Origin of the sequence: Rathayibacter sp. VKM Ac-2929, assembly GCF_022815495.1 — a bacterium.
GTDB classification, from domain to species: Bacteria; Actinomycetota; Actinomycetes; order Actinomycetales; family Microbacteriaceae; genus Rathayibacter; species Rathayibacter festucae.
This window is the reverse complement of the sequence record NZ_JALGRV010000004.1, coordinates 166,211-186,989: the sequence shown is the minus strand read 5'-3', so window position 1 is coordinate 186,989 and position 20,779 is coordinate 166,211. Positions and strand designations below refer to the sequence as shown.

Genomic DNA, 20,779 nt, shown 5'->3' with positions numbered 1-20,779 from the left:
CCCATGACCCTCGAAACCCACCGCCGGGTCGTCCTCGGCGGCAGCCCCGTCGATCTCGCCCGGCACGAGGAGGCGGTCCGCACCATCGCGGACCGCGCCGCCGCCCTGCACGACGCGCCGCTGGGCGTCCTCTCCGTGAACGTCGACCACGTCAACCACTTCGGCCACGGCGGACGCTGGCAGCACGTGCTCGAGCGTCGCGCCCTGCCGGTCGCCGAGGCGCCGACCCTCGTCCTGGTCCCCGTGGCCGAGGGCGAGACCGAGTGGACCGACGCGCCGCTGGACGTCCCGGCCCGCCCGGTCGAGTGGCTCTCGCTCATCGACGGCAGCCCGATCGCCAAGCAGGCCGAGCGCCTCACCGGCGTCTCCTGGCCGCGCCTGGCCGGCAGCGACCTGATCGGGCCGCTGCTGGACCGCGCCGCGACCGACGGCGTGCGCGTCGGCGTGCTCGGCGGCTCCGAGGTCGCGCAGTCGCGGTTGCGCGCCCGCCTGTCCGAGGAGCGGCCCGACCTGGTGATGGCCGGGCTCTGGTCGCCCTCCCGGGCCGAGCTCGCCGACCCCGCCGCCAACGCCGCGCTGGTCGAGTCGATCCGCGGCGCGCGGGTCGACCTGCTCATCGTCGGACTCGGCAAGCCCCGCCAGGAGCTCTGGATCGACGAGCACGGCCCGCGCACCGGCGCGCACGTGCTGCTGGCCTTCGGCGCGGCCGTCGACTTCCTCGGCGGCTCCGTCCGCCGAGCGCCGCAGTGGGTCGCCGACCGCGGCGTGGAGTGGCTCTGGCGCCTCGCCCTCGAGCCGCGCCGCCTCGCGCGCCGCTATCTCGTCGAGGGGCCGCTCGCCTACGCGAGCCTGCGCCGGCACAGCTCGACCACCCCGCAGCGCGGCCCCGTGCTCGGCAGGGCCGCGCAGCCCGCCGCGCCGTCCCCCGTGCTGCCCGTGGTCCTGCCCGGCGGAAGCGCCCGCTTCGTCGGAGCCGGCGAGCGCGCCGACGTCGCCGCCCTCGTCGTCAGCTACCGCTCGGCCGCGACGATGGAGCGCCTGCTGACGAGCCTGCGCGCGGAGGCCGCGACCGGCGTCCGGATCCGCGTGGTCGTCGTCGACAACGCCTCCGACGACGGCTCGCTCGCCCTCGCCTCGGCGCACTCCGACGTCGTCGCCGTCGACGCGGGGGCCAACGTCGGCTACGCCGCCGCGATCAACATCGCCCGGCGGCACGCGGGCGACGCGGGTGCGCTGCTGGTGCTGAACCCCGATCTGGTCGTGCTGCCCGGCGCCGTCTCGACGCTGCTGGCGCGGATGGACTCCTCCTCCGCGGGCATCGTGGTGCCGCTCCTGCTCGACGCCGCGGGCGCCCCGTCGCGCTCGCTCCGCCGCGAGCCGACCCGGCTGCGCGCCCTCGGCGACGCAATGCTCGGCGACAAGGTCCTCGACCGCCCCGCGTTCTCCAGCGAGACCGACAGCGACCCGGAGAGCTACCGGCACGCCCACCGGATCGACTGGGCCACCGGCGCCGCGATGCTGATCGACGCGCTGGTCGCCGCCCGCCTCGGCGACTGGGACGAGCGGTTCTTCCTCTACTCCGAGGAGACGGACTACTTCCGCCGCGCCCGCGACCTCGGCGCCGAGGCCTGGTTCGAGCCCGCCGCGCAGGTCGTGCACGACGGCGGCGGCTCCGGTTCCTCCACCGCCCTCGCCGCGCTGCTCGCCGTGAACCGGGTGCGCTACGTGCAGAAGTTCCACGGCGCGCTGTACTCGAGCACCTTCCGCCTCGTCGTGCTGGCGGCGGAGTCGGCCCGCAGCGCCCTCCCCGGCGCCCGAGGCCGCGAGCACCGGCACGCGGCCCTCGCGCTCGCGGTCGGCGCCCGGCTCGCCTCGCTCCCCTCCGGCGCGCTCGCCCGCCCGCTCGCCGCACCGCACCCGAGCGGCTCGGTCGTCGTCCCCGCGCACGACGAGGAGGCGGTGATCGCCCGCACCCTGGCGCCGCTGGCCGCCGCCGCTGCGAGCGGAGCCCTGGAGGTGATCGTCGTCTGCAACGCCTGCACCGACGCCACCGCCGAGATCGCGCGCGGCTTCGCCGGCGTCACCGTGGTCGAGATCGCCGAGGCGTCCAAGACCGCGGCCCTGAACGCGGGCGACGCGGTGGCCGCCACCTGGCCGCGCCTCTACCTCGACGCGGACGTCGGCGTCACGGCGGACGCGGTCTGGAACGTCTTCGACGCGGTCACCCGCGGCGGGCTGCTCGCCGCCCGGCCGACGGCGGTCTACGACGCGACCGGAGCCGACCCGCTGGTCCGCGCCTACTACCGCGCCCGCTCGCGCACGGCCTCGCTGCACACCGCGCTCTGGGGGGCCGGCGGCTACGCCGTCAGCGGCCCGGGACACGAGCGGATCGGGACATTCCCCGCGCTGATCGCCGACGACGAGTTCGTCGACGGCCGGTTCTCCGTCGCCGAGCGCGCCGTCGTCGCCACCGCCCCCGCGGTGGTGCAGGTGCCCCGGAGCGCGACCAGCCTGCTCGGCGTCCTGCGCCGCACCCAGCGCGGCAGCGCGCAGCTGGCGGCGGCGACCCCCGGCGGCGAGCGCCGCTCGTCCCGCACGGCCGTGCAGGTGCTGCGGGCCGCCCGGGGTCCGCTCGAGCTCGCCGACGCCGCCGTCTACCTCTGCTTCGCCCTCGCCAGCCGGCTGCCGGAGCGGCAGGCGGCGGGCTGGACCCGCGACGAGACCACCCGCCGGGCCTCCTCCGCGCAGTCGGGGGCCTGAGCCGTGGCCGTCATGATCGAGCGGACCGGACCACCGACGCTGCTGCGCCTGGTCGCCTACGCGCTGTTCCTCTTCCCCGCGGATCAGGTGCTCGCTCCCCTGGGCGCGTCCGGCTCGGTCGCGATGGTGCTCGCGCTGCTGCTCACCGGCGCGTGGGCGGCGTCGGCCCTGCTGGGGCTGCACGACCCGATCCCGATGCGCCACCCGGGGCGGGCCGCGCTCACCCTGCTGCTGCTCGTGAGCATCGCGTCCTACGTCCGCTACGCCGTCAACGACACCATCCCGCGCACCGGCGAGGGGCAGCTCAGCGCCGACCGCTGGCTGCTGCTGCTGCTCGCATCCGCCGGGATCGCCCTGGTCACCACCCAGAGCGTGCGCACCCTCGAGGACGCGCGGGTGCTGCTCGGCTCGCTCGTGAACGCGGCGTCGTTCTGCGCGATCGTGGCGATCATCCAGTTCACCACCCACGTCGACCCGGTCGAGTGGATCCGGAGCGTCATGGTCGGCTTCGTCGACAACGGCGGCAGCACGCCGTTCCAGGACCGGGACGGGCTCACCCGGGTGGCGGGCACCACCTTCCACCCGATCGAGCTCGCGGTCGTCTCGGCGATGCTCCTGCCGCTCGCCGTCTGGCGGCTGCTGTACGACCGGACGTCTCCGCGGTTCCTCCGCGCCGCCTCCTGCGTGCTGCTGGTCGTCGCCCTGGCGCTGACGGTCTCGCGGTCGGGGGTGCTCTCCCTGGTGGTGGGCGCAGTCGTCTGCGCGGTCTTCCTGCCCGCGTACGCGCGGAGGTGGGGCTACGTGATCGCGCCCGTCGCCGTCGCGGCGTTCTTCGTGACCACGCCGGGTCTGCTCGGCACTCTCACCGGCTCGATCGGCGCGGGCACCAGCGACTCCTCGATCACCAACCGCCTCGACAACTACCCGCGCGTGGCGGCCCTCGTCGCGCACCAGCCCCTGCTGGGCACCGGCCCGGGCACCTACCTCCCGGACAGCGCCCTGCTCATCCTCGACAACCAGTACCTCGGCGCCGCCATCACGCTCGGCCTCCTCGGCGCCGTCGCGGTGCTCGCCTACTTCGGCGTCCCGGCCCTCTTCGGGCTGATCGCCGCCCAGTTCGCCCGGGACCCGCGCCTGCGCGCCCTGACCGGGAGCGTCGCCGCCTCCGCGACGGTCGCCGCGGTCGCCTCCGCCACCTTCGACTCACTGGGCTTCCCGGTGTTCGCCCTGCTGTACCCGTTCGTGCTCGGCCTGTCCGGGAGCTGCTGGCTCCTGGTCCGCGCCGAGCTCGGACTCCCCTCCGCCCTGAGCACGGACGCCTCCGTCCCCGCCCGCGGCGCGATCGATCACGTCCCAGAAAGGCTGTCCTGATGGACCCCGTCTCCGTTCTCCGCACCCTCTGGCGCCACCGGCTCCTCGCCGGCGTCGTCCTCGTGCTCACCGTCGCCGCGATGGCCTACGTCCTCGTCCTCTCACCGCGCACCTACGCCTCGACCGCGACCTACGCGCTGGTCAATCCGAAGCTGCCCTCCACCGCGGAGCTGGAGGCCGACCCGGCCCTCGCCGCGCTGAACTCCGACAACCCGTACCTGCGCTCCTCGGACAACTCGCTCGCCGCCCAGGTGCTCGTCACCGTGATGAACAGCGACGACACCGCGGACGCGCTCGCCGCGCAGGGTCTCAGCACCCAGTTCGCGGTCGAGCGCTCGGCCTGGGCCGGCCAGGGGCTGCTGCTGAGCGTGACCGCCGACGCACCGACGGCCGACGGCTCGCTCGCCACGACGACGGCGCTCGGCGACCGGCTCGTCGACACGCTGCGCAGCATGCAGACGATCAACGGCGCGGACGACCGCTACCTCTTCACCGCGCTCGAGGTGCAGACGCCCGGCAAGGCCGTCGAGCAGATCTCGGACCGGCTCCGTGCGGTGATCATGGTCGCCGTCGGCGGCGTGGTGCTGCTCTTCGGCGCGATCTCGATCGCCCGCGCCGTCGACGGCCGGCGCGCCGGACGACGGGGCGCCGCGGCCGGCACCTCGACGGCGGCGGCACCGTCTCCGCGCCTCCCGATCGCCGCGCCGAGCGCGACGACCTCCGCGCACGACGCCCCGCCCGCCTTCCGCGCCGCCCCGCACGCCGGGCACAGCACCCCGCCCGCCCTGGTCCGGCACCGCGACCCCGTCCCCGAGCGGAGCGGGCTCACCCCGCACCGCAGCTGAGCGGGCCGCGGCGCCGGACGCCGTGCGGGCCGGGCCCGGTGCGGGGCAGGCGCGGACCTCAGACCCGGCTCAGCACCCCGTCGCGCTCGACGTACTCCTCGCCGGTCTCCGGGCAGCGCCAGAGAGCGCCGTCCGCACCGTCTCCGGCCGCCTCGAGTCGCGCACCGGCCCGCCCGACCCAGCCGACCCGCCGGGCGGGCACGCCGACCACGAGGGCGAAGGGCGGCACGTCGGCTGCCACCACGGCGCCGGCCGCGACCATCGCCCAGGCACCGATGCGCACCGGAGCGACGCAGACGGCCCGGGCGCCGATCGCCGCGCCCTCCTCCACCACGACCCCGACGGCGTGCCAGTCGTCCGCCGACTTCAGCGCCCCGTCCGGAGTGACGGCGCGGGGCCGCAGGTCGTTCGTGAACACCACGGCGGGGCCGACGAACACCCCGTCGCCGAGCACGGCCGGCTCGTAGACGAGCGCGTGGTTCTGGATCTTGCAGCGGTCGCCGACCACGACGCCGGGGCCGAGGTAGGCGCCCCGGCCGATCACGCAGTCCCGGCCCACCCGGGCCCGCTCGCGCACCTGGGCCAGGTGCCAGACCAGCGTCCCGTCGCCGACCTCGGCGCGCGGATCGACGTCCGCCGACGCCTCGACGCGCGCCGGCCGCAGCGAGCGCCCGAAGCAGACCGAGTGCTCCGAGCCGAGGTAGGAGCCGAACAGCGGGATCGGCGCGTAGCCCTGCCGGGTGTAGAACCGGATCGCGTCCGGCTGCAGCGTGCCCGTCTCCAGCACCAGGCGGACCGCCCCGCGCTCGCGGGCCCTGTCCTCCAGCGCGGCGAGCACGGCCGCGGCGACTCCGGAGCCGCGGGCGGACCGGTCGACGAACATCCGCTTCACCTCGACGACGTCCGGCCCGAGCACCGAGTCCGGCAGCGGGCGCAGCCCGCCGCAGGCCATGGCGGCGCCGCCCTCGTCGACGGCGACGAGGAACACCGGCACGTCCTCGGCGGACGGCGGCGTCCCCGGCTCGTGGTCGTCCGAGCCGTAGCGCTCGTCCAGCTCGACCCGCTGCGCCGACCGCAGGCTCTCGGCCCGGGGGTCCGCCCACTCGACCTCGACGATGCTCCAGCCCATGGCTCCTCCTCCGGCGACCGCGCGGCGAGCCCGCTCGACGGGTCCATCCTGCCCTGCGCCGCGGTCCCGCACCCGGCGGCGACCGGGCGGGACGGCGCTCCCGGTCCCGCCGCCCGGCCGCACTGCTCCGCGCCGCCGTCCTAGAATCAGCGCATGCCCGACGACTCCGCCCCTCTTCCCGCGCCCGGCTGGTACCCGCACCCCGCCGACCTCGGTGCCGAGCTCTACTGGGACGGAGCGGCCTGGACGGATCGCTCGCGCCCCGCCGTGCCGCCCGCTCCCGCCTACGGGACGCCCGAGCCCGAGCAGCCCGCCACCCCCGGCTACGGAGCCGCGCCCGGGTACGGGGCCGCCCCCGGCTACGGAGCCGCCCCGCAGTACCCGGTCGCCCCGGGCTCCGGACCGGCCCCCGGCTACGGCCCGGCCGCCGGCTACGGCGCCGCCCCCGCACGCCGCAACTCCCTCGCGATCGCGAGCCTCGTCCTCGGCATCGCCAGCATCCTGATCAACCCGCTGCTCGTCCCGTCGATCCTCGCGATCGTCTTCGGCGTCCGCGGCCGGGCCGCCTCCGCGCAGCTCGGCGGCCGCGGCTTCGCCACCGCGGGCCTGATCACCGGTGTCATCGGCGTCGTCTTCGGAGTGCTGTCCTTCCTGGCACGCGCCGCCGGGCTCTCCAGCTGACAGGCGTGACGAGGCGGAGCGCCCCCTGGCTCTTCGTCGTCGCCGTGGCCCTGGTCGCGCTGGTCCTCCGCGGCCCGATCGTGGCCGTGGCTCCCGTCATCGACGCGATCCGCGACGACCTCGCGCTCTCCTCCGGCCAGGCGGGCGTCCTCACCAGCATCCCGGTGCTCTGCTTCGCCCTGGCCACGCCGCTGGCCCTGCTCGTGATCCGCCGGGTCGGGCCGGACGCCGCGGTGACCGTCACCGTGCTCGGCGTCGCCCTCGGCACGATCCTGCGCTCGGCCGGCGACGTGGTCTCCGTCGTCGCCGGCACGATCCTCATCGGCGTCTTCATCACCATCGGCAACGTCGTGGTCCCCGTCGTCATCCGCCGCGACGTCGCACCCGAGCGCGTCGACCTCACGACCGGCGTCTACACCGCCGCGCTCAACATCGGCTCGACCATCACCTCGCTCGGCACCGCGCCGCTCGCCCTCGTCCTCGGCTGGCGCGGTGCCCTGCTCGCCTGGCTGGTGCTCAACGTCCTGGCCGTCGCCGGCTGGCTGCTCGCCCGCGGACCCGCCCGGGCCCTCCGCCCCGCCCCGCGCCCGCCGGCCGCGCGCGGACCGCAGGAGCCGGCGCCCCGGATCTGGCGCAGCGCCACCGTGCTCGCGCTCGCGGTCTGCTTCGCCAGCCAGGCCTTCTCCTACTACGGCGTCACCGCCTGGCTGCCCTCGCTCCTGGTCGACCGCAACGGCTTCTCGATCGAGGCGGCCGGAGCGAGCTCCTCCGTCTTCCAGATCGCCGCGATCATCGGCGCGATCGGCGTCCCGCTGGTGGTGCGCCGGCTCCGCCCGCTCGGCAGCATCGTCCTGATCGGCGTGCTCTGGTGCACCGTCCCGCTCGGCCTGCTGCTCGCCCCGCAGCTCTGGGCGCTCTGGTGCCTGCTCGGCGGCGCGGCGCAGGGCGGCGGCATCACCGTCGTCTTCGTCCTGCTCGTGCGCCTCTCCCGCTCCGACCGGCACGCCTCGCGGCTCTCCGCCACCGTGCAGGGCCTCGGCTACGCCGTCGCGGCCACCGCCCCGACCGTGGTCGGCCTCGCGCACGACCTCAGCGGCGGCTGGGACGCCCCGCTGCTGATCGTGCTCACCGCGACCTGCTCCTTCCTGGCCTTCGGGATCCTCGCCGCGAGCCGTCAGGGCCGCAGCGTCTGAGGCACCGGCTGAGGCGCCGTCGCGGGAGCACGGCCCGCGGCCACCCGGTCGACGGCGCTGTCTGAGAGCGCTCCCCTCCCGGATCGGGCGGCGCGGCGTCAAGGGGCCACCGTTCTCCCGCGCGGGGCAATAGCGTGGCGGCATGGCCGAGAAGAGCACGACCCGCGAGAAGACCGCGCCCGAGCCCGACGACGCGCGCAAGCCGGACGACGTCACCGACATCACCAAGCGCTCCTGGTTCTACGTCCTGAAGAAGACCGGACGCGAGTTCGGCGCCGACCAGTGCACCGACCTCGCCGCCGCCCTCACCTACTACGCCGTGCTGGCGCTGTTCCCGGCGCTGCTCGCCATCGTCTCCGTCCTCGGCCTCTTCGGCCAGGCGCAGGCGACCACGCAGACCGTGCTCGACCTGGTCGGCAACCTGGCCTCCGCCGAGGTCGTCGACCTGCTGCGCGACCCGATCCAGTCGCTGGTCAACTCGCCGGCCGCCGGCGTCGCCTTCGTCACCGGTCTCGTCGGCGCGCTCTGGTCCGCCTCCGGCTACGTCGGCGCCTTCGGCCGCGCGATGAACCGCGTCTACGAGATCGACGAGGGCCGCCCGTTCTGGAAGCTGCGCCCGACCATGCTCGGCGTCACCGTCGTCACCGTGATCCTCATCGTCGTCGCCGCGCTCATCCTGGTGCTGAGCGGCCCGGTCGCCACCGCCGTCGGCGACGTCGTCGGTCTCGGCCCCGCCGCGCTGTCGGTCTGGAACATCGCCAAGTGGCCGGTGCTGGTGATCATCGCGGTGCTGACCATCGCGATCCTCTACTACTGGGCGCCGAACATCCGCCAGCCGAAGTTCCGCTGGATCAGCGTCGGCTCGATCCTCGCCCTCGCCATCTGGCTGCTCGCCTCCGTCGGCTTCGCCTTCTACGTCGCCAACTTCTCCAACTACAACAAGACCTACGGCTCGCTCGGTGGCGTGATCGTCTTCCTGCTCTGGATCTGGATCACCAACATCGCCCTGCTCTTCGGCGCCGAGTTCGACGCCGAGCTCGAGCGCGGCCGCGAGCTCCAGGCCGGCATCGAGGCGGAGGAGACCATCCAGCTCCCCCCGCGCGACACCGCCGCGAGCGACAAGAAGGCCGCGGTCCACGAGAAGGACGTGCGCGACGGCCGCTGGCTGCGCCTCTCCAGCGAGAACCGCGGCCAGAAGGGCCCCTCGCAGGACGACGAGGCCGCGAAGGACTCCGAGAAGGCGGCCGCGAAAGACTGAGACACCCGCGGACATGCTGGTCGAGCAACCGCAGCAGGTGGCGCCACGAGCTCATGCCGGTCGAGCAGCCCCGCAGGGGCGTATCGAGACCCACCGCACTCAGCACACCAGCTCCGCGGACTCCTGATCCGACGCCGGCGGATCTCGATACGCCCGCTCAGCGGGCTGCCCGATCAGCATGGCCGAGCTCCCGAGTCGCACTCGGTTCAGGACTCGAGCCGCCACAGCTCCCGGTAGTACTGCGCCCGCTCCTCGTCCGGCTCGATCCCGTACTCGCGGAGCAGCAGCGGCCCCCAGCCCTCGCCGTAGTTCCAGCCGAGGCTGACCGCCGCGACCGCGAGATCCGCCCAGCGATCGCCCACGCCGAGATCGCCCACGTCGACGGAGGCGCACCAGCGGCCGTCGCTGCCGATCAGAGTGTTCGGCGCGCAGGCGTCCCCGTGCACGACGACGGGCTCGTCCAGCGCCGGAGCCGCACCGAGCGCCGCGGGGCGCCGATCGAACCACGAGTCGCCGCGCAGCGCCGCGGGTACGTCGGCCACCGGCAGCGCGTGCACCGCCCGCAGTGCCGCCGCGATCGCCCGCACCGCCTCCTCCGGCCGCGCGATCCACGCCGGAGCGACCGCGCTCGCGCCATCGAGCGGCGCCGTCAGCAGCCACTGCGCCTCGGCGTCCTCCCCGCGCTCGAGGATCCGCGGCACCGGATGCCGTCCGGCGAGCCACTCCAGCCGCACCGCCTCCCGCCCGAGGTCGACGCCGCTCGCCCGCGGGTTCCACTTCAGGTAGCCGTCCCGCACCCGGAAGGTCAGCCCGTCCAGCTGGTTCCGCCACACCAGCTCCGGCGCGACTCCCCCGTTGAGCGCGATCGCCACCTCGGGCACCCGCACCCCGACCATCGACGTCTGCCTGCTCAGATCCGGCCCGCTCATGCCCCCACCCTCCCGCGAGATGCCACTTGTGCACGCAATCCTCGGCGTGTCGTGTGCACAAGTGGCATCTCGCGGGAGGGGTCAGCGCAGGTAGCGGAGGAGGAGGGTGTCGCCGGCAGCCAGCACGTGGGCCAGGCGCATCTCGCGCGGAGTCGCAGCGCCGCGGGCGATGCGGCCGGCGTCGCCCGACTCGAGGGACGGGCTGATCGTCAGGCACAGCTCGTCGACGGCGTCCGCGGCCAGCAGTGTGCCGAGGAGGCCCGGACCGCCCTCGCAGTGGATCCGGCCGAGCCCGCGCTCGACGAGCGCCGCGCGCATCCGTCCCGCGTCCAGCGCGTCCTCGCCGCAGACCAGCACGTCGGCCACCTCCGCCAGCTCCGCGCGCCGCCGCTCCGGCGACGCCCCGGTCGTCACGACGATCGGCCGCACCGGCGCCTCCGTGAAGATCCGCGACCCGGGATCGAGGTCCAGCGACCCCGACACGATCGCGAACACCGGGTGCGGAGGCAGCCCCGCCGCCGTCCGCGCCGCCGCGGCCTCGTCGCCGAGCACCATCGGCCCGTAGCCCTCGGTCCGCACTGTGCCCGCCGCGACGAGCACCACGTCGGCCAGACGCCGCAGCAGGTCGAAGACCCGCAGATCCGCCTCCCCGCCCAGCGCCCCCGAGACCCCCTCGCGGGTCACCGCGCCGTCGATACTCGAGACGAAGTTCACCCGCAGCCACGCGTCACCGGCGCCGTCCGCGTAGGCCGCGAGCAGCTGCTCGTCGTCGAGGTCCTGGGCGGGCGCCGGCCGGAGCCGGTCGATCGCCGCGCTCACGCGCGGTCCGCCGTCTCGCCGGCCGCGACGTTGTGCCGCAGATACGCCGGCGCCCGCCAGCCGAGCACCGCCTCCGTCAGCCGCACCGCGTCCACCGCCTGCCGCACGTCGTGCATCCGCACGATCCGCGCGCCGTTCAGGATGCAGATCACCGCCGCCGCCAGCGATCCCTCCAGCCGCTCGCCCTGCGGCCGGTCCAGGGTCTCGCCGATGAAGTCCTTGTTCGACACCGCCGCGAGCACCGGCAGCCCGAGCACCGCCAGCTCCCCCAGCCGCCGCGTCAGCTCCAGCGTGTGCAGCGTGTTCTTGTTGAGGTCGTGCCCCGGATCGACGATCAGCCGGTCGTCGGGGATCCCCGCGGCCCGCGCACGGTCCACCCGGACGCGCAGGTGCTCGATCACCTCGGCCACGACGTCGTCGTACTGCGGCGCCGTGGGCTCGCTGCGCGGCGCACCGACGCTGTGGGTGACGACGAGCTGGGCGGAGGAGCCCGCGAGCACCGCGAGCATCCCGGGATCGTGCAGCCCGCTGGTGTCATTGACGACGGAGGCGCCCTCGGCGATGCTCGCCCGGGCCACCTCGGCGCGGGTCGTGTCGACGGAGATCACCACGTCGCTGCGCCCGTGGATGGCCGCGACCACCGGCACCACCCGGTCCAGCTCCTCCTGCAGCGAGACGGCGGGCCCGCGGCCGAACGGCACTCCGCCGATGTCGACCCAGTCGGCGCCCTGCTCGGCGGCCCGCACCGCGGCGTCGACGGCCCGGTCGAGCGCGAAGGTGGAGCCCTTGTCGTAGAAGGAGTCCGGCGTGCGGTTCACGACCGCCATCACCGCGACCTCCCGCTCGAAGTCGAACCCGCGTCCGCCGATCGTGCGCCTCATCGTCCGTCGTCCCTCCGGCTGCCCGCGCCGAGCGAGCGTCGGCGCGCTCACCCTAGACGAGCCGCATCGGCGAGGGCTGCGGCGGCAGCAGCGGCGGCGTCGCGGCGTCCTCGAGCAGCACCTGGAAGAGCAGGTGGTCCTGCCACTCCCCCGCGATCCGCAGGTAGCGCCGGGCCACTCCGATCCGCTCGAAGCCGTTGCGCTCGAGCACCGTCTGCGAGCCGACGTTGTGCAGCAGCGTGCCCGCCTGCACCCGGTGCAGCCGCAGCTCGTCGCGGGCGAGGCCGAGGGTCGCGCCGACCGCGCGGGTCATCACCCCGCGGCCCTCCAGCTCGCCGTCGACCCAGTAGCCGAGGTCCGCGCTGTCGAAGGCGCCGCGCACCACGTTCGAGAGCGTCACCCGCCCGACGAGCTCGTCGCCGCGCTCGAGCACCAGCGGGAGCAGTGCACCGGACCGGTGCCCGTGCAGCGCGTCGGCGATCGCGTCGGTCTGCCCGCCGGCCTCGAAGAACCGCGCCGACCGCAGCGGCTCCCAGGGCGCGAGGCGGCGCCGGTTGCGGCGGTACGCCTCGGCGAGCGCGGGACCGTCCTCGCGGACGATCAGGCGGAGGACGGTGCCGTGACCGACGGCGATCGAGGCTGACACCCTGCGAGGCTAGACCGATCCGGTCCGTTAACGCACGAACCCCCGGCCGGGGCCGGGGGTGTCGTCGTGGTGGGCGATACTGGGATCGAACCAGTGACCTCTTCCGTGTCAGGGAAGCGCGCTACCGCTGCGCCAATCGCCCGCTGCCCCCGGAGGAGCGCCTCGCTCGGTGAACGATCGAGGTGGATACGGGATTCGAACCCGTGTATACGGCTTTGCAGGCCGCTGCCTCGCCTCTCGGCCAATCCACCGTGTACGGGATTCGGTGTCGGCGGCCCCTCGGAGCGTGAGCTCCCGGGGCCTACCAGGTGAAACACCGGCCCGAGGGCCGGTTCTTCGAGCGGATGACGAGATTCGAACTCGCGACCCTCACCTTGGCAAGGTGATGCGCTACCACTGCGCCACATCCGCATGATGTGTTGGATTCCTGTCTTGCTGCCGATTGCTGGTCTTGCCTGTCTCCCCGGCGCTTTCGCTGCCCGGCTCGACCTAGAAGACTGTATCCGAACGCCGCGCGAACTTCCAAATCGACGGCGCCCCGATTCATGCACCGCGACGCCGGACCCGCGTCGTTCCGCGCGAAACCGGCCCGCAACCCGCTGTTCACCCGGGCGTGGCGCGCCGTTCCCGGTGCATCGGAGCGCCGCGGATCCGCTACGATCGTTTCTCGGGTCGTCCACAAGACGGCCGTCAGGGCGATTGGCGCAGTTGGTAGCGCGCTTCCTTCACACGGAAGAGGTCATCGGTTCGAGTCCGGTATCGCCCACCACACTCCTCCCTCCACCTTCCGCATCTCCACCCGCGCATCTCCACACCACCCGCGCATCTCCACACCGCGGAGGCACTCTCGTGATGGGTCGCTCCCACGCCGTCTCCGGCGCGCTCGCCTGGTCCGTCGTCACGACCGTCCCGGCCCTCGCCGCGCCGCTCGGCCTCGCCGGCCTGCCGCTCGACCTGCGGCTCGTCGGTCTCGGCGTCGCCGCCGGCTGGGCACTCGTCCCGGACGCCGATCACGCCCGGGCGACGATCTCGCGCTCGGCACCCGGCGCGTCCCTCCTCACCGCGACCGCCGGCCGCATCAGCGGCGGCCACCGGCACGGGATGCACTCCCTGCTCGCCGTGGCCGTCGTCTGGTACCTGATCCCGCTCCTGGTCGCCCTGCGCTTCCCCGTGCCGCTCGTCGGCCCGGTCTCGCTGGCCGCCGTGCTCACCCTGCCGGCGATCGCCTTCGCCGCGAAGGCGGTCAGGGCGGCGCCCTCCTGGCCGATCGCCTGGGCCGGTGCGCTCGTCGTGACCGTGCTCCTGGTCACCCTCGCCGACGGCACCTGGGCCTGGCTGCAGGTCGCCGCGACCCTCGGCTACCTCGTGCACGTCGCCGGCGACGCCCTCACCACCGAGGGGATCAACTGGCTCTGGCCGCTGCGGATCCGCTCCCCGCGCTGGGTGCGCCGCACGCCCGTGCTGAGGCGGCTCTGGACGTCCGGCGGCTACGCCGCGATCCCCGTCCTCGGCTCGGCCGGCTCCTGGCGCGAGACGATCCTCTACTGGCTGATGTCGGCCGCCACGATCGTGCTGACGGCCTGGCTGCTCGCGGAGGAGCTCCTCTGATCCGGGCGGAAGCTCTTAGTACACCGCGCCCGGGTTCATGATCCCCAGCGGATCGAACACCGCCTTGATCCCGCGCTGCAGCGCCATGGAGTCCTCGCCGAGCTCCTCCGCGAGCCAGCGGCGCTTCAGCAGCCCCACCCCGTGCTCCCCGGTGAGGGTGCCGCCGAGCGCGAGCGCCGTGCGGAACAGCTCGCCCGCCGCCGCCCAGACCTCCTCGCCGACCCCGTCGGACCCGGCTGGCACGACGAAGTTCGGGTGCAGGTTGCCGTCGCCCGCGTGGGCCACGGTCGGGATGCTCAGCCCGGTGCGCTCCTCGATCCCGCGGATCGCGGCGAACATCGCGGGCAGCGCCGAGCGCGGCACGCAGACGTCCTCGATCAGCACCTCGCCCTCGGCCTCGAGCGCGGGATGGAAGGCCCGCCGCACCGCGAGCAGCGCCTCGCCCGCCACCGGGTCGTCCGTCGACTCGGCGTCCCCGCCGGCCCCGGTGACGATCGCGAGGATCCGGCGCGCCTCGTCCTCCGCTCCCCCGCCGTCCGTCTGCACGAGCAGGTAGGCGGCGCCGCGGTCGAGCTGTGCGCCCGTGTAGCGGCCGATCGCGGCGAGCGCCCCCTCGTCCATCAGCTCCATCACCGCCGGTCGCAGCCGGGCCGCCGTGATCGCTGCCGAGGCGGCCGCGGCCGCGACGACACTCGGGAAGTACGCGCCGATCGTCACGACGCGGCCCGCGGGGATCGGCCGGAGCTTCACCGTCGCCTCGACGATCACCCCGAGTGTCCCCTCCGAGCCGGTGAGCAGCGCCGTGAGGTCGTAGCCGGCGACGCCCTTCACGCTGCGCCGCCCGGTCCGCACCAGGCGCCCGTCGGCCAGCACGACGGCCAGACCGAGCACCGCCTCGCGGGTGACCCCGTACTTCGCGCAGAGCAGCCCGCCCGCGTTGGTGGCGATGTTGCCGCCGATGCTCGAGATCGCCTTGCTCGCCGGGTCGGGCGAGAAGATCAGCCCGTCCGCGGCGACCGCGTCGGACAGCGCCTGATTGAGCACGCCCGGCTCGACCACCGCGAGCTCGTCCTCGAGCGAGATCTCCAGGATGCGGTCCATGGCCGCCGTCGAGAGCACGATCGCGCCGTCGCGCCCGACGGCCCCCGCGGCGAGCCCCGTCCCCGCACCGCGCGGGACGACCGGCACCCGGTGCTCGGTGGCGAGCCGGAGCGTCGCCTGCACGTCGGCGACCGAGCGCGCGCGGACCAGCGCGAGCGCGCGTCCGCCGGCGGTCCACCCCGACTTGTCGGTGTGCGCGGACTCGAAGTCCGGCCCCTCGGTCGTCACCGCGTCGCCGAGCTCCTCGCGCAGCCTCCGGAGGACGAGCGCACCGCCGACGGCCTCGGCACCGGTTCCGGTGTGAACGGTCTCGGCGGCGCTGGTCTCGGTACGGCTGGTCTCGGTGCTGCTCATGCGGGTCACTCCGGGCGGATCGCGGGTCGGCCCCTCGATCCTTCCACGGCGGCCCGGGCAGGCGGCAGGATGGGCGGATGAGCGGAGCGCGGCGATGACGGGACCCACGAGCGCGGGGATCCTCCTGCACCGGCTGCGCGGCGGCGAGCGCGAGGTGTTCCTCGGCCGGATGGGCGGCCCACTGTGGACCCGCCGCCCGCGGGCCTGGTCGATCCCCAAGGGCCTGCACACGCCCGAGGAGGCACCGCTCGACGCCGCTCGGCGCGAGTTCGAGGAGGAGATCGGCGTCGCCGCCCCGGACCTCGACTACGCGCTCCTCGGCGCCTACCGCCAGCGCTCCGGGAAGACCGTCACCGTCTTCGCCGCCGAGTGCGCCGCCGACATCGCCTTCGTCGCCAGCAACACCTTCGAGCTCGAGTGGCCGCGCGGCTCCGGAGTGATCCGCGCCTACCCGGAGATCGAGCGTGCGGAGTGGCTGCCGCTCGATCGCGCCCGCGAGGAGATCACCGCCGGGCAGGTGCCCGCGCTCGACGATCTCGAGCGGGCCCTGACCGCGACGGACCGACCGGCGGCCGAGCGCTCGGGAGCGCAGGACTCGGCTCAGTAGTCGAGGACGTCCAAAGGGATCGCCAGGTCGTCGTCGGTCGCCATCGGCACGGGCCGGCCGAGTCGGCGGGCGCGGTCGGCCAGCTCCGCGACCAGCGCCTCGTCGACGATCTCCGCGGCGTCCTCGGGCTCGTCCTCGACGAGCATCTGGCTCGACGGTCCGAGCAGCAGCCGGGCCGTCAGCACGCCGCCCCCGCGCCGGACGGGGATCTCCACCGTGGCCGCGGTCGCCGTCGAGGCGAGCATCCGGGCGTACTCGAGCACCGCGTCCGCGATGTCGTCCCCGGTGAGGACGCTCCCCTCGGCGTAGTGGATGCGTCGCACGGCGGACTCCTTCAGTCGGCGGAGCGGCCGGCTGCAGGAGAGCCCGGCCGGCTCCCTCCCCAGGGTGGCACGCGCTCCCCGGCGCGCAGGCGGATCGGCGGACATCCGCCGGGGGCTTTACTTCCCGGCACCGCCCCCGCCGTGCCCGCGGTCGTCGGCCGCCGAGTAGACCCGCAGCGCCAGTGGCACGATCCGGACCCTCGCCTCGTGGAACCCGTCCGGCTCGCCGTCGAACACCTCGCTCTCGCCGTCGTGCGCCCACTCCGGGTCCACGCCGGCCGGTCGCCGCGCGCCGACCACGACGCCCGCGGTGCTGGCCGACTCGACCACCGGCGCGCGCCAGCCGGGCACCCGCCCGACCACCGGCGTCGCGCCCCGCCCGAGCGCCAGCGACACCGCGCCGCGGGTCCGGGGCGTCCGTCCCGAGTGCAGCACGCGGATGTCGAGCTGCCCGTCGTCCAGGCGCCGGCGGGCGAGCGGCGTCGCGGTGCGCGGGTGCTCCCGGTTCACTCCGACGAAGTACGACCAGACCAGCTCCGTCCGCCCGTCGCGCCGCAGCTCGAACGGGTCGGTCGAGCGCACCACCTCGAAGGCGGCGAGGACCGCGGCGAGCGGCTTGCCGATCACCTTCTCGCGCTTCTCCCGCGCGGCCACGAACTCCGGGTACAGCCCGATCGAGACGGTGTTCAGCACCGTGACCGGCTCGGCGTCCCCGGCCGTCACCTCGGCCACATCGACGTCGCGGCGCTCGCCGTGCGCCGCCGCGTCGAGCGCGTCCTGGATCGTCACCAGGCCCAGCGCCTTGGCGAAGTGGTTCATCGTCCCGCCCGGCAGCACCAGGAGCGTCATCCCCTCGGCCCGCGCGAGCCCCGCGCCGACCGCCATCGTCCCGTCGCCGCCGTAGACGCCCAGCACCTCGGGCGGAGCGTCGCCGGCGCGCGCCGAGCGCACCACGTCGCCGAGGTCCTCGCCCTCGGCCAGCCGGTGCACCCGCGCCGCGGGAAAGCGCTGCAGGAGGAGCGGCTCCGGATCCGGCCGGTGCGAGTCGCGCCCGGCGCTCGGGTTGAGCACCACCAGCAGGCCGGCACCGTCGCCGAGCGGACGCACGTCGACCGGCGGCCGGCTCGTCCGCTCCGAGACGGGGACGTGCCGCGGGCGCGCCGGCACCAGCACCTTCCCGAGGCCCGCGACGGCCGCGCCGAGCGCCGCTCCGCCGACCACGTCGGAGAGCCAGTGCACCCCGACGTGCAGGCGCGAGAAGGCGACGGCCGCGGCGAGCGGCGCGACGGCGAGTCCCACCCGCGGGTTCTCGAGCGCGACCCCGGCGGCGAAGGCGGCGGCACTCGCCGCGTGGCCGGAGGGGAAGCTCGGCGAGGTGGGCACGCGGGCGAGCCGCCGCCCCACCGGCACATCCACCACGAGCGGCCGGACCCCGCCGAAGAGCTGCTTGCCGACGAGGTTCGCCGCGGCGCTCGCCGCCGCCAGCGACGCCGCTCCCCGCGCCGCCTCGCGGGGCCGGCCGGCCAGGAGCAGCAGCGCCCCGAGCCCGAACCAGAGCACCCCGTGATCGGCGGCGCGCGAGAGCCCGACCAGCGCTCCGTCCACGAGCGGCACCGGACGGCGCGCGTTGAGCTTCCGGGCGGCGCGGGCATCGGCCCGGCGCACGGCGCGCGGCACCGCGAGGACGCGCCGGAGCAGGACGGACGGGGGTCGGGTTCCGCGCAGAGGCATGCCTCCAGGGTAGGAGGCGCCTTCCGCGACTCCCTGAGCCCTGGGCGGCTAGACCTCGCCGAAGCCCGACTCGACCAGGTCGGCGAGCCGCCCCACGGCCTCCTCCGCCTCGGCGCCGGTCGCCGAGATCGCGACCTCGTCGCCGCGGTCGAGCCCGAGCGACATCACGCCGAGCAGGCTCGTCGCGTCCTTGCCGTTCACGTCGATCCGCGCGTCGAAGCGGGTGGCGAGGGTGACGAAGTCGGCGGCCGGCCGGGCGTGCAGCCCGTTCGGGTTGATCAGCCGCACCGTCCGCCGCACGCTCGCCGACTCGGCGGGGGCCGCGGGCGACTCGGCGAGCAGCGCGCCCCGCGCCGACTCCGCCGCCGCGAGCACGTCCGCCAGCGCGGCACCGGTGCCCGCCGCCACGGCCGCCGCCACGGCACCCTCCACGAGCGGCGCGTCCGCGATCCGGACCCGCTCCCGCGCCTCGTCGTCCAGGAACTCCACCGCGGTCTCCGCGGTCATGATCGCCGAGCCGAGGTCGCAGAGCACTACGGCGCCCTCGCCGGAGTCGGCCTCGGCCAGCGCCGCGGTGATCCGCTCGAAGCTCGTCCCGATCCCGCCGTCGTCCGTGCCGCCCGCGGCGATCAGCGCGACGTCGGGCGCCATCTGCGCCGCCAAATCCACGAGTCCCTCGGCCAGTCGCGCGCTGTGCGAGACGAGGACGAGCCCGACGCTCACGCCGCCGCCTCGGCCGCGGCGCGCAGCAGCAGGACGCTCGACACGCTGCCCGGATCGCGGTGCCCGACGGCCCGCTCGCCCAGGTAGCTCGCCCGGCCCTTCCGTGCGACGAGCGGGTCGGTCGACTCCGCTCCGCCCTGTGCCGCGTCCGCTGCCGCGGCGAGCACGGTGGCCGCCGAGGAGCCGTCGGCCGAGGCGGCCTGCGCGGCCTCGACCGCCGGCGTCCACGCGTCCACCATCGTCTTGTCGCCGACCTCGGCCTTGCCGCGCAGCACGATCCCGTCGCGCGCCGCCGCGAGCAGGGCCGCGACCGCGGCACCGTCGAGCGACTCCTGCCCGGTGACCGCGCCGGACGCCTTGAGGAACGCGGTGCCGAACAGCGGCCCGGAGGCTCCGCCCACCGTCGAGATCAGCGTGGTCGCCACCAGCTTGAGCACCTCGGCCGGAGTCGCGAGCTCGGCAGCCGCGTCGAGCTTCGCGACCACGGCTTGGAAGCCGCGGTCCATGTTCTCGCCGTGGTCGCCGTCGCCGATCGCGCGGTCGAGCGTGATCAGCTCCACCCGGTGCTCCGAGACCGCCTGCGCCGCGGCCCGGATCCACGCCACAGCCCATGCCGCGTCGAGCCCCTGTGCTCCCTGTCCGTCCTGCATCGATCCGTCCTCTTTCCCTGTGTCGCCTCTGCGACCGTCGTGTCGTCGTGCGGTCGTGTCGTCGTGTGCGCGCCGCTGTCCGGGCCGGGCGCCCGCCCTCTGCTCGGGGCCGCTCAGCGCCCCCAGCGCAGCGCCGCGGTCTGCACCGGTGCGTCCCAGAGCTCCGTCAGCGCGTCGTCCAGCTTCAGCAGCGTGATCGAGACCCCCTGCATCTCCAGCGAGGTGACGTAGCTGCCGACCAGGCTGCGCCGCACCGTCACGCCCTTCTCGGCCAGCACCTCCGCGGCTCGCCGGTAGACGAGGTAGAGCTCGACCTGCGGGGTGCCGCCCAGTCCGTTGACGAAGAGGAGCACGTCGTCGCCGGAGGAGAAGGGCAGGTCCTCGAGGATCGGCGCGAGCAGGCGGTCGACGATCCGGTCGGCCGGCTCGAGCGGGATCCGCTCGCGGCCGGGCTCGCCGTGGATGCCGATGCCGATCTCGATCTCGTCCTCGGCCAGCTCGAAGCTCGGCTCCCCCGCGTGCGGCACCGTGCAGGGCCGCAGCGCGACGCCCATCGAGCGGACGTTCGCGATCACCGTCTCGGCGATCGCCGCCACCTCGTCCAGCGAGTCGCCGCGCTCGGCCGCCGCTCCGGCGATCTTCTCCACCATCACGGTCCCGGCCACGCCGCGGCGCCCCGCCGTGTAGAGGGAGTCCTTGACGGCCACATCGTCGTCGACGATCACCGAGCGGACCTCCACGTCGTCGGCGAGGGCCAGGTCGGCCGCCGTCTCGAAGTTGAGCACGTCGCCGGTGTAGTTCTTCACGATGTGCAGGACGCCCGCACCGCCGTCGACCGCCTTCGTGGCGGCGACGATCGGATCGGGAGTGGGCGAGGTGAACACGGGCCCGGGCACTGCGGCGTCGAGCATGCCGACGCCGACGAAGCCGGCGTGCAGGGGCTCGTGCCCGCTGCCGCCGCCGCTGACGATGCCGACCTTCCCCTGCCGAGGAGCGTCGACGCGCACCACGAACAGCGGATCGGGCTCGACCCGCACCAGGTCGGCGTGCGCGAGGCCGAATCCGGCCACGGACTCCGCGACGACGTTCTTCGGGTCGTTGATGAGCTTCTTCATCGAGGTCTCCTCCAGGGCGCTCCGCTCCGTCGCGGACAGCGGCTCCACGTTACGC

General features: G+C 75.0%; 19 protein-coding genes, 4 tRNA genes and 1 pseudogene. 9 read left to right on the top strand and 15 right to left on the bottom strand.

All coding sequences use genetic code 11. The features are described 5' to 3' along the window. Positions 1-3: 3 nt before the first annotated feature. Genes MT355_RS13450 through MT355_RS13440 form a run of 3 tightly spaced genes read left to right on the top strand, consistent with a single transcriptional unit; the run spans position 4 to position 4,976 of the window. Positions 4-2,760, top strand: a complete 2,757-nt coding sequence (locus tag MT355_RS13450; protein ID WP_243599917.1) for a WecB/TagA/CpsF family glycosyltransferase — start codon at positions 4-6, stop codon at positions 2,758-2,760. A gap of 12 nt (positions 2,761-2,772) precedes the next feature. Then, positions 2,773-4,131, top strand: coding sequence for an O-antigen ligase (locus MT355_RS13445; RefSeq protein ID WP_243599916.1), 1,359 nt, complete (start codon positions 2,773-2,775; stop codon positions 4,129-4,131). Continuing rightward, on the top strand, positions 4,131-4,976 hold the full coding sequence (locus MT355_RS13440) for a chain-length determining protein (protein ID WP_243599915.1): 846 nt from the start codon (positions 4,131-4,133) through the stop codon (positions 4,974-4,976). The genes MT355_RS13445 and MT355_RS13440 overlap by 1 nt, the downstream gene beginning before the upstream one ends. Positions 4,977-5,034: 58 nt before the next feature. Here MT355_RS13440 and MT355_RS13435 read toward each other — a convergent pair whose 3' ends face one another. Both MT355_RS13435 and MT355_RS21315 read right to left on the bottom strand, forming a co-directional pair. After that, a complete protein-coding gene (locus tag MT355_RS13435) occupies positions 5,035-5,640 on the bottom strand; it encodes an acyltransferase (RefSeq protein ID WP_243600277.1) in 606 nt (201 codons plus the stop codon). A gap of 72 nt (positions 5,641-5,712) precedes the next feature. Beyond that, positions 5,713-6,105 (bottom strand): annotated as a pseudogene (locus MT355_RS21315) (GNAT family N-acetyltransferase); the annotation flags it as partial. A gap of 153 nt (positions 6,106-6,258) precedes the next feature. On the opposite strand from MT355_RS21315, the gene MT355_RS13425 reads away from it, so the two are divergent. From MT355_RS13425 to MT355_RS13415, 3 genes are all read left to right on the top strand, one after another. Then, positions 6,259-6,786: a DUF4190 domain-containing protein gene (locus MT355_RS13425; protein WP_127886932.1), complete on the top strand. Its 528-nt coding sequence runs from the start codon at positions 6,259-6,261 to the stop codon at positions 6,784-6,786. Between the two features lie 5 nt (positions 6,787-6,791). Continuing rightward, positions 6,792-7,979, top strand: coding sequence for a CynX/NimT family MFS transporter (locus MT355_RS13420; protein WP_243599914.1), 1,188 nt, complete (start codon positions 6,792-6,794; stop codon positions 7,977-7,979). Between the two features lie 142 nt (positions 7,980-8,121). Further along, positions 8,122-9,237 (top strand): YihY/virulence factor BrkB family protein, encoded by a 1,116-nt coding sequence (locus tag MT355_RS13415; protein ID WP_123735867.1) that lies wholly within the window; start codon positions 8,122-8,124, stop codon positions 9,235-9,237. Positions 9,238-9,443: 206 nt separating this feature from the next. Here the strand turns inward: MT355_RS13415 and MT355_RS13410 are convergent, their stop codons facing one another. The 7 genes from MT355_RS13410 to MT355_RS13380 all read right to left on the bottom strand — a co-directional run bounded on the left by MT355_RS13410 (position 9,444) and on the right by MT355_RS13380 (position 12,923). Beyond that, entirely contained in the window at positions 9,444-10,166 is a 723-nt protein-coding gene (locus MT355_RS13410; RefSeq protein ID WP_243599913.1) for a phosphotransferase, read from the bottom strand. An 81-nt stretch (positions 10,167-10,247) separates the two neighbouring features. After that, a complete protein-coding gene (locus MT355_RS13405) occupies positions 10,248-10,985 on the bottom strand; it encodes a pyrimidine reductase family protein (protein WP_243599912.1) in 738 nt (245 codons plus the stop codon). After that, positions 10,982-11,866 (bottom strand): dihydropteroate synthase, encoded by an 885-nt coding sequence (gene folP, locus MT355_RS13400; RefSeq protein ID WP_243599911.1) that lies wholly within the window; start codon positions 11,864-11,866, stop codon positions 10,982-10,984. The genes MT355_RS13405 and folP overlap by 4 nt, the downstream gene beginning before the upstream one ends. Before the next feature lie 52 nt (positions 11,867-11,918). Then, positions 11,919-12,512, bottom strand: a complete 594-nt coding sequence (locus tag MT355_RS13395; protein ID WP_243599910.1) for a GNAT family N-acetyltransferase — start codon at positions 12,510-12,512, stop codon at positions 11,919-11,921. Positions 12,513-12,579: 67 nt separating this feature from the next. Then, positions 12,580-12,654: transfer RNA gene (locus MT355_RS13390), tRNA-Val, on the bottom strand. Positions 12,655-12,692: 38 nt separating this feature from the next. Further along, a tRNA-Cys gene (locus MT355_RS13385) sits at positions 12,693-12,763 on the bottom strand. 88 nt (positions 12,764-12,851) lie between these two features. Beyond that, a tRNA-Gly gene (locus MT355_RS13380) sits at positions 12,852-12,923 on the bottom strand. 282 nt (positions 12,924-13,205) lie between these two features. Here MT355_RS13380 and MT355_RS13375 point away from each other — a divergent pair. Next, positions 13,206-13,281, top strand: a tRNA-Val gene (locus MT355_RS13375). 83 nt (positions 13,282-13,364) lie between these two features. After that, complete coding sequence (locus MT355_RS13370; protein ID WP_127886939.1) at positions 13,365-14,120, top strand: metal-dependent hydrolase; 756 nt, start codon at positions 13,365-13,367, stop codon at positions 14,118-14,120. A gap of 15 nt (positions 14,121-14,135) precedes the next feature. Here MT355_RS13370 and MT355_RS13365 read toward each other — a convergent pair whose 3' ends face one another. Beyond that, the gene (locus MT355_RS13365) at positions 14,136-15,575 is read right to left on the bottom strand and encodes an FAD-binding oxidoreductase (RefSeq protein WP_243599909.1); all 1,440 of its coding nucleotides are present in this window, start codon (positions 15,573-15,575) and stop codon (positions 14,136-14,138) included. 94 nt (positions 15,576-15,669) lie between these two features. Here MT355_RS13365 and MT355_RS13360 point away from each other — a divergent pair, with 94 nt between their 5' ends. After that, the gene (locus MT355_RS13360; protein WP_243599908.1) at positions 15,670-16,182 is read left to right on the top strand and encodes an NUDIX domain-containing protein; all 513 of its coding nucleotides are present in this window, start codon (positions 15,670-15,672) and stop codon (positions 16,180-16,182) included. Here the strand turns inward: MT355_RS13360 and MT355_RS13355 are convergent. The 5 genes from MT355_RS13355 to dhaK form a co-directional block, all read right to left on the bottom strand. Further along, the gene (locus tag MT355_RS13355; RefSeq protein WP_123735875.1) at positions 16,176-16,505 is read right to left on the bottom strand and encodes a hypothetical protein; all 330 of its coding nucleotides are present in this window, start codon (positions 16,503-16,505) and stop codon (positions 16,176-16,178) included. The genes MT355_RS13360 and MT355_RS13355 overlap by 7 nt on opposite strands. Before the next feature lie 117 nt (positions 16,506-16,622). Beyond that, positions 16,623-18,236 carry a bifunctional phosphatase PAP2/diacylglycerol kinase family protein gene (locus tag MT355_RS13350; protein WP_243599907.1) on the bottom strand — a complete coding sequence of 538 codons (1,614 nt, stop codon included), beginning with the start codon at positions 18,234-18,236 and terminating at the stop codon, positions 16,623-16,625. A gap of 48 nt (positions 18,237-18,284) precedes the next feature. Continuing rightward, on the bottom strand, positions 18,285-18,959 hold the full coding sequence (gene dhaM / locus MT355_RS13345; protein ID WP_243599906.1) for a dihydroxyacetone kinase phosphoryl donor subunit DhaM: 675 nt from the start codon (positions 18,957-18,959) through the stop codon (positions 18,285-18,287). Continuing rightward, entirely contained in the window at positions 18,956-19,609 is a 654-nt protein-coding gene (gene dhaL / locus MT355_RS13340; RefSeq protein ID WP_243599905.1) for a dihydroxyacetone kinase subunit DhaL, read from the bottom strand. Before dhaL ends, dhaM begins: the two co-directional genes overlap by 4 nt. Before the next feature lie 113 nt (positions 19,610-19,722). Then, a complete protein-coding gene (gene dhaK / locus MT355_RS13335) occupies positions 19,723-20,724 on the bottom strand; it encodes a dihydroxyacetone kinase subunit DhaK (RefSeq protein WP_243599904.1) in 1,002 nt (333 codons plus the stop codon). Positions 20,725-20,779 lie beyond the last annotated feature (55 nt).